The organism is Myxococcus eversor (assembly GCF_010894455.1).
GTDB classification, from domain to species: domain Bacteria; phylum Myxococcota; class Myxococcia; order Myxococcales; family Myxococcaceae; genus Myxococcus; species Myxococcus eversor.
In genome coordinates this window covers 99,313-111,506 of the sequence record NZ_JAAIXY010000009.1, presented here as the reverse complement: position 1 = coordinate 111,506, position 12,194 = coordinate 99,313, and the positions used below count along the sequence as shown (strand labels likewise).

Here is a 12,194-nt window from a genome sequence, read left to right as displayed (position 1 = left end):
TGCCTGCGAAATCTGGCGAGCAACTGGAGCCATGCCCCTCTTGAGGGAAGAGCACCGCACGCTCGTGCCGGACTCCATCTGGGAGCAGACCTCGCCGCCGCCGCTTGCCTGGGCCTGCTCGGGTGGCCCCACACCCGCGACGAAGCTGGAATCGACTCGGAGCAAGGACGCTTGACCGCTCAGAGCCGAGCGTCGTCCCGGACTATGCTGGCGCGCGTGACACCGGCACGACAGGGAACGCCATGACGAGCGGGATGTGGATCAACATCATCGCCTGTGCCGGCCAGCTCGCGCTCGCGGGACTGGCGCTGGCGCGCATCGGCCGCAGTCCGCTGGCGCTCCCGCTGTCCCTGCTGTCCATCGCCCTCTCCACCTGGAACTTCACCGGCTTCGGCCTGGAGCGCTCGGGTGAGCCGGGCTGGAGGCAGGTGGGCTTCGCCGCCGCGCTGATGACGGTGCCCTGCACCCTGCACTTCGCCCTCGCCTTCGTGGGACGACGGCGGCGCTCGGCCTGGGCCATGTTCGGCACCTATGCCGTCTTCGGCGCGCTGGCGATGGCGATGCTCGCCGCCCTCGGTGCGCCCACGCTGGCCGCCCGGCTGCTGACGCTGCGCTTCGGCATCTTCGTCACCGTGCTGGTGGCCCCGCCCCTCGGTGCCGCCTTCGCGCTGCTCGCCCTTCACCTGCGCGACGCACGACACCCCGATGAGCGCGCCCGCGCGGGGCTCATCGTGCTCGGCCTGACGCTGCTCGTCGCCCTGCTGCTGACGGAGCTCGCGGTGGAGCTGGGCCTGCGACAGGTGCCTCGACTGGGCACGCTGGGCACGCTGCTGGGCCTGCCCGTCATGGCCACGGCGTCTCTGCGCTTCGGACTCTTCGGTCGAGACCTGGGCGAAGGCGCTCCGCGCATGGCGCTGCACGCGGCCACCCTGGCCGGCGTGGGCGTGCTGGCCTACCTCACCGTCTTCCGCCTCTTCGCCGCGCAGGTGGGCGCCCTCGTCGTCTTCACCACCGCCATCACCTTCGCGCTGCTCGCGGCCACGCGCCGAGGCGTCACCGCATACGTCACCCGCAGCGAGCGCATGGAGCGCCTGGCCACGCTGGGCCGCTTCTCCGCGCAGATGGCGCATGACCTGAAGAACCCCATCGCCGCGCTCAAGGGCGCCGCGCAGTACCTCAAGGAAGAACACACCCGAGGCCAGTCCTCGGCCACCCACGGCGAGTTCCTGGACCTGATGCTGGAGCAGGTGGAGCGACTCGGACGGGTGGTGGACACCTACCAGCGGCTCGCGCGCGTGGAGCCCCTCCCCCGCCCCGTGGACCTGGGGCGACTGGTGGAAGGAGTCCTCTCCCTCCAGTCCTTCGCGAGCCCAGGCCAGGTCTCCATCGTCCGCGCGCTGGAGGCGGACCTGCCCCCCTGCTCGGGGGACGCCGACCTGCTGGCCAACGCGGTGGAGAACCTGGTGCGAAACGGCGTGGAGGCCATGCCCGGGGGTGGAACCCTCACGGTGCGCACCCTGCGGGACGGCCTCGCCGTGGCGGTGGAGGTAGAGGACACCGGTGAAGGCATGGACGCGCGCACGCGGGAGCGCGCCTTCGACGACTTCTTCACCACCAAGGCGGCGGGCAGCGGACTGGGGCTGGCCTTCGTGCGGCGGGTGGTGGAGGCACATGGAGGCACGGTGAGTCTGACAAGCCGAGAGGGGCACGGTACGGTGGTGCGCCTGAGCCTGCCGATGGACGTCCGGCGGGTCGGAAGTGGGTCTGAAGGAGAAGCCGCGTGAGCGAGTCGTTGAAGGGGACCGTGCTGCTGGTGGACGACGACCCGGCGGTGGCCAAGGTGCTGGGCGCGTTGCTGTCCCAGGCGGGGCTGACGACCCACGCGGCACGTGACGGGAAGGAAGCGCTCGCGATGCTGGAGCGCAAGCCCGTGGACGTCGTCGTCAGCGACGTGCGCATGCCGGGCATGGACGGGATGCAGCTCCTGACCGAGGTGGCTCGGGGCTGGCCCGACGTCCCCGTCATCCTGCTCACCGCGCATGGCACCGTGCCGCTGGCGGTGGAGGCGATGAAGGCGGGCGCGGCGGACTTCGTGCTCAAGCCCTTCGACCGCGAGGAGATTCTCTTCACCATCCGCAAGGCGCTGCTGCGCGCGCAGGGAGAAGCAGCGAACGAGCCGCTGCGCACGCCGAGCGCCTTCGTCGGAGGCAGCCGGAAGATGGCGGAGGCCCAGGCGCTGCTGGCGAAGGCGGCCACGGGCATGGCCACCGTGCTGCTGCGCGGCGAGTCCGGCACGGGCAAGGAGCTGGCGGCGAAGGCGGTGCACGACGGCAGTCCGCGCCACGCGGGCCCCTTCGTGAAGCTGCACTGCGCCGCGCTCCCTGACACGTTGCTGGAGAGCGAGCTGTTCGGCTACGAGAAGGGCGCGTTCACCGGCGCCGCCACGCGCAAGCCCGGCCGGGTGGAGCTGGCCCATGGCGGCACGTTGTTCCTGGACGAAGTGGGAGACATCTCCCTCGCCGTGCAGGTGAAGCTGCTGCGAGTCATCCAGGAGCGCGAGTTGGAGCGGCTGGGAGGCACGCAGACGGTGAAGGTGGACGTCCGCTTCGTGGCCGCCACGCACCAGCCGCTCGAGGACCTGGTGAAGGCGGGACGCTTCCGCGAGGACCTCTTCTACCGCCTCAACGTGGTGCCGCTGTGGCTGCCCGCCCTGCGCGAGCGGCCCGAGGATATCGAACCCCTGGCCCGACACTTCCTGGACGTCCACGCGAGGACGAATGGGAAGCCACCCTTCACGCTCACCGCCGACGGGCTCGCGGTAATCCAGGCCCAGCCCTGGCCGGGCAACGTGCGCCAGCTCCAGAACTTCCTGGAGCGACTGGTGGTGCTCTCGGACGGACAGACGCTGACGGGCGAAGACGTCTCACGCGAGCTGGCCCGCCAGCCTGGCCTCACCACCCCTGTCCTCACGCCCGCCCAGGGCACTCCGGCCGGGCCCCACTCGGTTGCGAGCGCGCAGCCCGCGGGCACCGACTCTGGCCGCACGCTGGAGTCCCAGCGCAAGGACACCGAGCGACAGGCCCTCGTCGATGCCCTGCGGCGCGCGGGAGACAACCGCACGCTGGCGGCGCGGCTGCTCGGCATCAGCCGCCGGACGCTCTACAACAAGCTGGAGGAGCACGGCCTGGTGTAGCCGTGGCTCACGCCGCGCCCGCGCCCGGAATCGCGGACTCGTGCAGGGCATCCAGCTCCTCGTGGAAGTTCTGGATGAGCACATGCGGGTCGGGCACGCGGAGGACATCCGCGGCCACGCCCATCGTCACCTGCCCCGCGTAGCTGAAGAGGCTCACGCCCAGCCCGAGGTGCCCAGCCTGCGGCACCCAGAACGTCAGCTCTCGCAGCGTCACCCCCGCCAGCGACACCGGCTGTCGAGGGCCGGGCACGTTCGTCGCCACCAGCGAGGCCTTCATGCCGAAGGCATCCACCACCGCGCGCTCCACCGGTGCCGGCGTGTACCCCAGCAACCCCAGCGCGCCGAACGTCACCACCGCCTCCGGAGACTTCTTCACCAGGCCCATGCGCCGCGACAGCTCCGCCAGCCGACGTCGCGGCTCCTCGATGTGCACGGGCAGGCGCAGGAACACCAGGCCGAAGCGGTTGCCCAAATCACGAGGGATGGGCTCATCCAGGGGCCGCAGGTTCACCGGGACGAGCGCATGCAGGTCCTCGGGAGGAACGTTCCGGGACGCCAGGTAGCGCCGCAGCGCGCCCGTCAGCACCGCCAGCAGCACGTCGTTCACCGTGCCGCCCAGCGCGCGGCCCAGCACCTTCACGCGCTCCAGGGGAATGGGCGAAGACCACGCCGCGCGCTTCTGCGTCCCCAGCGGTCCACGCAGCGGCGTGCGTGGGTCCGGTGAAATCACCATCAGCTTGCCGAGCGCCGCCGCGCTGAGCGCCCCCTGTCGCACCAGGTCTCCAGCCAGGATGGGCTCCGCCGCAAGCTCCGCGCCCTTGCGCAGCACCGTCCGCGCCGTCCCCGCCACCGCGCGCGCTCCACGCATCCACCGCTCCAGCCCGCTCGACGGAGTCCGCGTGCGCTCACGCGGAGCCTCGGTGTCCGTCGCCTCGCCATCCGTGAGAGACAACAGCAGGCGCGCCAGGGCGATGCCGTCGGAGATGCAGTGGTGCAGCCGCGCCAGCAGGATGTCTCCGCCCTGCGCGCCCTCGAGCACGTGGAACTGCCACAGAGGCCGCGAGCGGTCCAACGGCGTGCTCATCCACTCGCTCACGAGCGCCTCTTGCGCGGCGCGGTCGCCAGGCGCGGGCACGGGGAGACGCAGCAGGTGCGCATCCATGTCGAAGTCCTGCGCCTCCTCCCACTGCGGAGCGCCCAGCCGTCCCAGCACCACGCGCTGCCGGAAGCGCGGGTAGCGGTCCACCAGACGCGTGCGGGTGTGGTCGCGCAGCCGCTCGAAGTCCAGCCGCCCCTCGAAGAAGAGCACGGCCGTAATCATCATCAGATTCGCGGGCTCCTCCATGTGGAACCACAGCGCATCGACGCTCGCCATCCGCTCGTGTGTCGCCATCGCGTGCCTCCCCTCGCGCTCAGACCGTGCCCCATCCATCCGGGACACGTCATGATGGCGCAGGATGCCCCCGCGTGGCGCGCGGACTTTCAGTAACGCGCCCCTGGAGCCGGCGACCCCTCGCCCGCCAGGGAGCCTCGCTACGGAGGAGGCCCCTCTTCGCGCTCGAACTGGAAGGTCTGCTTCGTCGCGTCGTCCAGCGTCAGCGTGAGCTCTCCCTCCTCCAAGTCCCACCGGTACGAGCCGCCCTTGAACCTCACCTTCGAGCGCGACAGGGGGATGACCCGTTTCGCACCGCAAACGGGGCCCACGGCCTGGCCGTCCTTGGCCAGCAGCTTCACGTGGTGCTCGCCCAGGGCTTCCACCATGCCCCAGGCGCGGACGACCAGCGCGTTGCCCTCTCCCAGCGTCGCGTCCTTCAGCGCGGTTCGCAGGACGAAACACCCCGAGGACGTGATTCGCAGCGCGCGCTCATAGTCCGCGCGAGGCTGGGCCTCGATTCGCGTGAAGCCTCCGTCCGTGACTTCGGGCAGGCTGGCGGCCGTCAGTCGCCACTCACCCACCAACTTGTCGGGCAGGGCTTTCGTCGAGGAGGCCTGGCCCTGACACGGGTCCTTCATCTCCTTCTCCGGACTGGGCGGCGCGGGCTCGAAGGCTTTCTGACACGTGGGGCCGCACGTGCGCGCGGGGCACTGGGTGTCGTCCGGCGCGCAGCCCGCCTTCAAGGTGCAGGCCTTGAGCCTGTCCAACGACTGCTCGCAGCCCTGGCGCAGACACCGGTCCACGCACTCGGGCTCGATGCACTCGGCCACGCACACCCAGTTGGCGCTGCCGCAGACACCCGCCACGGTGCGAGGAGGCCCGGAAGCCTCCTGTGCCAGCGCGGAGAAGGAGAAGCCCAACAGGACCGCCAGGAAGAAGGACCCACGAGAGGAGCGCATGCCGTGGGGCAAACTAGCCACGGCTCCTCCGGGGCGAAGCCCTGGCGTCGCGTGGGATGTCCACCCCCGAGCACTGCCTGCCTGGGCCCTCAGCAGAAGTGCCAGCGCCAGGTGCCCACATCCGCGGGGTCCGCCAGCTCCAGCTCGAAGCTGAGTGTCTCGTAGCGAGCGAACTCGCGCGAGTCCACGCGCAGGAGCGTCATGCCCGCGTGGTTCTGCCCGCGCAACGGCGACACCGTGAAGGACAGCTCCGCGTCGAAGGCCACCTTGTAGAAGAGGCAGAAGCCGTCCACGCGCCCCTCCTCCACCACCGGCCGCTCGAAGCGCACGCGGTGCGGCAGCCCATCCGTCGCCATCGTCTCCAAGTCGAAGGCGAAGGCGGGCTCCGGGTCGCACAGCAGGTGGTCCACCTCGTACGAGCGCACGACGCGCGTGAAGTACGACGGATTCATGGCCTCGCGCAGCGTCTGCAAGCAGCTGTAGTCCACGCTGGGGAAGCGCTGACTCCAGATGAAGGGGATGCACGCCTCGTCGCGAAGCTGCACCGGCTCCACGAAGACCTCGAAGCGGTTGGGGAGGATGCGCCCGCCAGGCCGCAGCACCCGGGAGCGCAAATCCAACATCCTCGGCACCAGCCCCGCGTCGAAGAGGGCCTCGCCCAGCAAGTCGTGCAGCAGCACGTCCACCTTCTCCGGGGCCTGGAAGTTCCACGGGTGCGAGCGCACGAAGTCGATGTTCTCCAACCCGTTGCGCCGCGCCACCCACTGCGCGGTGTCCAACTGCCGCGAGCCATCCACCGCGTACAGCCGCCGGGGATGTCGGCTCGCCGCCAGGAAGGTGCGCAGCCCCGTGCCCGTGCACACGTCCATCACCACCTGCCCGGGCTTCACATAGCGCTCGCACGCCTTCTGCCACGCCAGCACCCGTGCCGGGTCCGCCAGCGCCGAGTCCTGCGGCGCGGGGCTCGACAACGACAGGCTGTCCGGCACCATGTTGCGCAGCGGCAACTGGGACATCAACGGCAGGTGGCTCAAGCGAGAACGCAGGTCCATCAATGCCTGCCGCGGCAGGTCGAGCAGATTGGGCATGACACCCCCCGAAGACGTGAAGTCGAAGCCCTTGTTTCCGAGCAACGCCCTGAAACCAGGATTCCCTACCATGCCGGAAAGACAGGCCGCAGCCCATCCAGCGAGGGGGCTGGGTCTCTGTCCCCGCATGAACGGCCCTCCGGTTCACCAAAGAACAGAGGGTCCGCGTCGGGCGACTCAGGAGCCAGCGACGAGCTTCGTGCCGAACGCCTTCAAGCGCTCACACGCCTTCACCAGCTTCTCCCTGGGAATGGAGAACACGGCGCGCACGCGCTCGGGGTCCGAGCACCAGGGCCCGCCGTTGAGCACCACGTGCGTGTGCGCGTAGACGACGCGCGGCAGGTTCTCCGGCGTGAGCGTCTCGCCGTCGATTTCGCGTCCCAGCCAGGCCGTCATGCGCGGGGCCAGGAAGAGGCCTCCCGCATCGCCTCCCTCCGCGCGCGCATCCCCGGGCAGCGCCTGCGCCAAGAGCTCGCGCTTCTCCGCCAGTTCGCGCCGCATCTTCGTCAGGAAGCCGCGCAGTGAGCGGTGCCGCGCGCCATAGAGGAGCTGTCCATCCGGGCTGCGCGCATAGGCCGCGTACAGGTACGCCGCCGCGCGCGCGGTGATGAGGTGCAACACGCCCGGGCCGCCGTCGCGCACCGCCGAGGCCAGCGCCCTGTCTCGCGCCGCAAGCCACCCCACGCGCAGCCCACCGGCGGCGAACTCCTTGGACAGCCCTCCCAGCACCACGGTGCGCGCGCCCACGCCCGGCACCGCGCCCTCCAGCGTCACCGGGCTGTGCACCGTCTCCGCCGTGGGGCTGGTGAGGTTGACCAGCCCGAAGATTTCATCGGACACGAGCAGGCAGCGCTGCTCCACCACGTAGTTGGCCAGCGCCACCAGCTCCTCGCGAGCCACGTAGACGCCGGTGGGGTTGGCGGGCTGGGAGATGACGACGGCGTCGGGGCCACTGGCGCCCTGGCCTCGGCGCGAGAGCAGCTCCGTCAGCGTCCCCTGCTCCACCTGGCACCCGGCCGAGACGAACGTGGGCGGCAGCACGCCGTAGCAGGGCGTCACCACGAAGATTCGAGGCTCCCTGCCCAGGCGCTTGCGCAGGGCCACCCCGAAGAGGTGGATGAGAGGCCAGACACCCGGCGCCATGACCAGCTCCTCGGGCGCGTACCGCGCGGCGCGCGTCTCCAGGAGGAAGGCCGCCACGGCCTCGGACAGGCCCGTCTGCGCCCCGGTGTCGAGCGGCGCGGCGGCGGCGGCGATGAGGCCCTCCACCAGCGGCTGCGGCAGCGGGCCTTCATTCTCTCCGTAGTCCAGCCGCACCAGCTCCGCGTCGTCCTCGCGGAACACCTTGGGCGCGAAGGCGGGGAAGTTCGCCAGCGTGTTGATGCGGGAGGAGCGCGGCAGCGGCACCACCGGTACGCGGCGCGGCCCGGGCGGCTCCGGCTCCGCGAAGGAGATGCGGAACGACAGCAGGTCCGCGAACGTGCGCTCGTAGAACCACTGCGCCAGCGTGCTGATGCGCGAGTACGTCACCTCCGCCGCCACCTCCAGGTCCGCGCGCAGCGGCTCCGGCACGGGGAGCAGGAGCGTCAGCTCCAAATCGGGCCACACCGCGTTCTTCACCAGGCCGTAGAGCACGACGAGGTTGGGTGAGTACGGCTCACGGGCCAGGAACTCGAACAGCGTGAGCGGCTCCACCTCTCCGGTGATGTTGAAGAAGGCGCTCTCGTCCAGCACCACCCAGATGCCGCGCCTGGCCGCCTCCGCGATGATGTCACGCAGCACGGACAGATTGGTGCGCTCGCCCTTCTCCACCGTGAGCAGCACCATCTTCACGTCGAACGCGGACAACAGCCGGCGAATCTCCTCCAGCGTCGTGTGCGTCACCGTGGCGCGAACGCCCGCCTTCTCCAGCGCCCGCGCGTAGAGCGGATGCAGGTTGCGCGACACCAGCACCTCGTCGCCCACGTCGCACGTGGCGAGCAGCAGCGAGTACACCGCCTGCTCCCGCTCGGGCGCGACGAACAGCTCCTGCTCCGCGAGCCTCAGGCCGAAGTAGCGATCCAGATAGCGCACCACCTGGCCCCGGAAGGACACGTCACCGGCCTCGTGCGCGTACGGCAACAGCGGGCCCTTCGCCAGCCGCTGCGACAGCGCGGAGACAAAGCCGAGCTGCTCGGGCGACGCGGCGCCCAGGTCCAACTCCTCCTGGAGCGTGGGGATGCCCAGCTCGCGCAGGGACTGACGCAGGGCCAGCGTCTCGCGCGGGCGCGACAGATGCGCCTCCCAGACCGCGACTTCGTGCCACACCGCGTGCCCGGACTGGAGCCAGCCCAGCGCTGTCGCCGCGCGCAGCGGCTCCGGGCTGCGAGCCTCCATGAAGAACTCGAACTCGCGTCCGGTGCGCTGCTCCAGCGCCACCAGCGGACGGATGTCCGTGTCCGCCGCCTGCCTCACGCGCCGGGCCACGCGCACCCGCGTGGTGAAGCCGCGCCGGGTGAACATGCGCTCGATGATGGGGCGACCCGGACGGCCCGCGAGGTTGAGCAGCAGCTTGCCCGTGGGTGCCAGTCGCTCCGGCGCCTCGTCGAGCAACCGCGCGATGAGCCCCAGACCGAAGTGGTCCTCGTACACGTTCTGCAACGTGCAGTAGTTGGAGAGGTCATACAGCGCCTGTTCATCCGCTTGCGACAGCTCGCCGGGCAGCTCCTCCGTGCGCAGCACCTGGGGGATGCAGCCCACCACGAAGTCCCAGGAGGGCTCCGCGGGCACGCCACGAAGCAGGTCGCTCTCCGCGAAGGAGAGGCGGGACACGAGCGACTCGTCACCGTTGAGCCACGCGTTGCAGCGCGCGACGACGGGCGAGTGCGGGTTGAGGTCCGCGCCGTGGATGTGGGCCAGCTTCGTGAACTTGGCCAGCGCGAGGCAAATCCATCCCGAGCCCGCGCCCACCTCCACCAGTCGCTTGCCGGCGTACTCGTCCAGGGGAACGCTGAGCAGTCCCTCCAGGAAGGTGTAGGCCCAGGACTCGGGCGCGAAGATGGAGGGCAGGAGGAACAGCTCCAGACGCTCCTGGGACGCTCCCGCCGCCACCGTCACCGTCACCAGCCGCAGGGGGGCGGACTCGGGCTGCTCCCGGGACAGCTCCGCCAGTTCGCGCAGCTCCACCCGGGCCCGGGCGCGCCGCTCAGGGTGGGCCAGGTCCTCCGACAGTGCGCGCAGCAGGTGGAAGGCCTCACGGGGGGAGGAGGGATAGGTCGGCATGGCGCGCGGACTGTCCCGGGCCCACCGCCCTGTGTCAACGCACGCGTGGCGTGTGAACGCAACGCTTTGGCGCCGTGGCTCCAATCAAGGTTCGGCCGCTCGTTCGTAATAGGGATGCTGTGGGTGGGCAGGACGGGAAGGGACGGCTGGAGACGATGAAGTCGGTCACGCTCGTGGACAGACCCCGTGGTGGAGAGGGGGCACTGATGGAACTCAGCTTCTGGTCGCCGGCCGGGTCCGGCATGCAGGGGATGATGGGCACTCAGCCGATGCGAAACAGGGTCTTCCGAGACCCCGTGCGTGTCCGGTGGGAATCGCAGCCGTGGCGTCGTCAGCTGCGCAATCCGGAGGAGTTCGAGACGCCGGTATCGCGCTCGGCGCTGGTGAAGGCGCTGCAGGATGAGCACCTGGACGTGGACGCGGAGGTCGCGCGCTTCGCGGGAGTGGGCGAGGACGCCGACTGCATCAGCATCGCGCAGGTGGTGCGCTTCGCGGACCTGCTGGTGCGGCGCATGACGCTGGCGGAGTCGGATGACCAGATGCTCCAGCTCGCGCATCTGCGCCGCAACGCCGAGGACCTGGCGGAGCGGATGATTGAGTGGGCCAACATCGGCCGGCTGTAGCGAAACACGCTGAGACATTCCCGCCTTCGCACGATGAAGAGGACGGGAGGGAGACCGGTGGAGCAGAGGTGCGGACGGGTTCCGCGCTCCTGCTCCGCCGGGGCAGCACTCTCGGGCGGACGATAGCGATGTGCTCCGCAACCTCACGACAGGCAAGCAAGCGAGTCGCGCGAGGCCTCACCTGGAGCTCCATCGTCCACCACTGGCCGTTCGCCAAGGGACCTGCCCCGTTCCGGCCCGCGTGAGCACGCGAGTGTCTTGACAGGGGTGGAGGAGCGCTGCTCTCACGGGGGCATGTTCTCCTCGCTCGTCCTCGCCGCCGCGCTGGCGGCTGCTCCTGCTCCTCGCACCGCCGCGTCGGCCCAGACGGTCGTCCACATTCCCAAGCTGGATGCGTTGACGGGGCTCTCCGCATTCCTGGAGCGCGCGGGCACGTATTCCGCGCTGCTGCGTCCCTCGGCGTGGCGCGCGGAGCTGCACCCGTTCCTCACCATCGACCCGACGCGGCCGGAGACGCTCACGGCCGTGGGGTTGGATGTGACGGGGCCGGCCACGGTGTCGCTGCGCGTGGACGGCCGTGTGTCCTGCATGCGCGTGGCGGACGCGAAGGTGTTCCAGCAGAAGGCGGCGGAGGCCATGGCGGAGGCGGGAGGCGCGGAGGCGAAGCCGGCCACGTCGAAGGGCGTGACGACGGTGAGCACGACGCGCGACGCGGGCGGGGCGATGGGCTACGCGCTCAAGGGGCAGGAGGTCTGTGCCTACGGAGCGACGGATGCAGGTGCCGCCGCGCTGCTGAAGGAGTCCGTGAGGCTGGTGGGCAAGGCGCCCGCTCCGGACGCGCGACTGAGCAAGGTGACGGGAGTGGCCTTCCTCGCCACGGGCGAGACGGTGCTGGGGCTGGATGGCGCGGCGAACGCGCTGAAGGTGGATGGCACGGCGATGAAGCTGCCGCTGCCGCCCTTCCAGGCGAAGAGCAACAGTCCCTATGGCGCGATGAAGCCGGAGGGGTTGCTGTTCTCGCGCGTGGCGGTGGCGCCAGCGGGCCTGGAGCAGGCCGTGGGCTCGCTGCGCGCGACCATCCAGGCCGCCTGCGCGACGTGTCCCAAGGAGCAGATGCAGGCCTCGGCGGACGCCGTGGCGAAGCAGCTCACGGGGAACATGTTGGTGAACATGAGCAACGTGCAGGTGCGAGGCTCGCTGCGGACGCAAGAGGCGCGCTTCTTCGCGGTGAAGCAGGCGCTGGCGGCGGAGGTGAAGGACGCGGCGGCGGTGAAGCAGGCGCTGGCGCCGCTGGGCACGCTGCCCGGGGCGAAGGCGCTGGAGGACGGCTGGGCGCTCACGGTGAAGGGGGGAAGCGTGCTCGTTCGGCAGAAGGGCAAGCACCTGGTGGTGGGCAACGACGAGACGGTGACGCAGGCGACGATGGCGGCGCTGCCGGAGACGACGGCGAAGCTGGAGCGCGCGGCGGACTTCTCGCTGGACCCGAGGCTGCTCGCGCGGGGGCTTTCGCAGGTGTCGCTGGCGGACGTGATGGCGGACGAGAACCTCGCCGCGCTCTTCGCGGTCAGCTCGGAGTTGGGTCCGCTGCTCTCGCGCAGTGAGCGAATCACGGGCTGGCTGGACAGCGTGCCCGGAGGCGCCCACCGCTTCGTCTTCGACTGGACGCTGTTGCCGCCCGAGACGCGGTAGCGCGAG

At 70.5% G+C, this 12,194-nt stretch carries 9 protein-coding genes; 5 read left to right on the top strand and 4 right to left on the bottom strand.

Going from position 1 to position 12,194, the window contains the following annotated elements; translation table 11 throughout:
* The first annotated feature begins 31 nt into the window (after positions 1 to 31).
* The 3 genes from G4D83_RS19695 to G4D83_RS19685 all read left to right on the top strand — a co-directional run bounded on the left by G4D83_RS19695 (position 32) and on the right by G4D83_RS19685 (position 3,193).
* Positions 32 to 175 carry a hypothetical protein gene (locus tag G4D83_RS19695; protein ID WP_163866337.1) on the top strand — a complete coding sequence of 48 codons (144 nt, stop codon included), beginning with the start codon at positions 32 to 34 and terminating at the stop codon, positions 173 to 175.
* A gap of 67 nt (positions 176 to 242) precedes the next feature.
* Positions 243 to 1,784: a two-component system sensor histidine kinase NtrB gene (locus G4D83_RS19690; RefSeq protein ID WP_163866336.1), complete on the top strand. Its 1,542-nt coding sequence runs from the start codon at positions 243 to 245 to the stop codon at positions 1,782 to 1,784.
* Positions 1,781 to 3,193: a sigma-54-dependent transcriptional regulator gene (locus tag G4D83_RS19685; protein WP_176437011.1), complete on the top strand. Its 1,413-nt coding sequence runs from the start codon at positions 1,781 to 1,783 to the stop codon at positions 3,191 to 3,193. Before G4D83_RS19690 ends, G4D83_RS19685 begins: the two co-directional genes overlap by 4 nt.
* Positions 3,194 to 3,200: 7 nt before the next feature.
* Here G4D83_RS19685 and G4D83_RS19680 read toward each other — a convergent pair whose 3' ends face one another.
* The 4 genes from G4D83_RS19680 to G4D83_RS19665 form a co-directional block, all read right to left on the bottom strand.
* Positions 3,201 to 4,586, bottom strand: a complete 1,386-nt coding sequence (locus tag G4D83_RS19680; RefSeq protein WP_163866335.1) for a WS/DGAT/MGAT family O-acyltransferase — start codon at positions 4,584 to 4,586, stop codon at positions 3,201 to 3,203.
* A gap of 140 nt (positions 4,587 to 4,726) precedes the next feature.
* Positions 4,727 to 5,548 carry a hypothetical protein gene (locus G4D83_RS19675; protein ID WP_163866334.1) on the bottom strand — a complete coding sequence of 274 codons (822 nt, stop codon included), beginning with the start codon at positions 5,546 to 5,548 and terminating at the stop codon, positions 4,727 to 4,729.
* A gap of 68 nt (positions 5,549 to 5,616) precedes the next feature.
* Entirely contained in the window at positions 5,617 to 6,615 is a 999-nt protein-coding gene (locus tag G4D83_RS19670) for a methyltransferase domain-containing protein (protein WP_163866333.1), read from the bottom strand.
* Positions 6,616 to 6,792: 177 nt separating this feature from the next.
* Positions 6,793 to 9,876: an aminotransferase class I/II-fold pyridoxal phosphate-dependent enzyme gene (locus tag G4D83_RS19665; protein ID WP_163866332.1), complete on the bottom strand. Its 3,084-nt coding sequence runs from the start codon at positions 9,874 to 9,876 to the stop codon at positions 6,793 to 6,795.
* Between the two features lie 206 nt (positions 9,877 to 10,082).
* Between G4D83_RS19665 and G4D83_RS19660 the strand changes: the two genes are divergently transcribed.
* A complete protein-coding gene (locus G4D83_RS19660) occupies positions 10,083 to 10,499 on the top strand; it encodes a hypothetical protein (RefSeq protein WP_205522664.1) in 417 nt (138 codons plus the stop codon).
* Positions 10,500 to 10,793: 294 nt separating this feature from the next.
* Entirely contained in the window at positions 10,794 to 12,188 is a 1,395-nt protein-coding gene (locus tag G4D83_RS19655; protein WP_163866330.1) for a hypothetical protein, read from the top strand.
* Positions 12,189 to 12,194 lie beyond the last annotated feature (6 nt).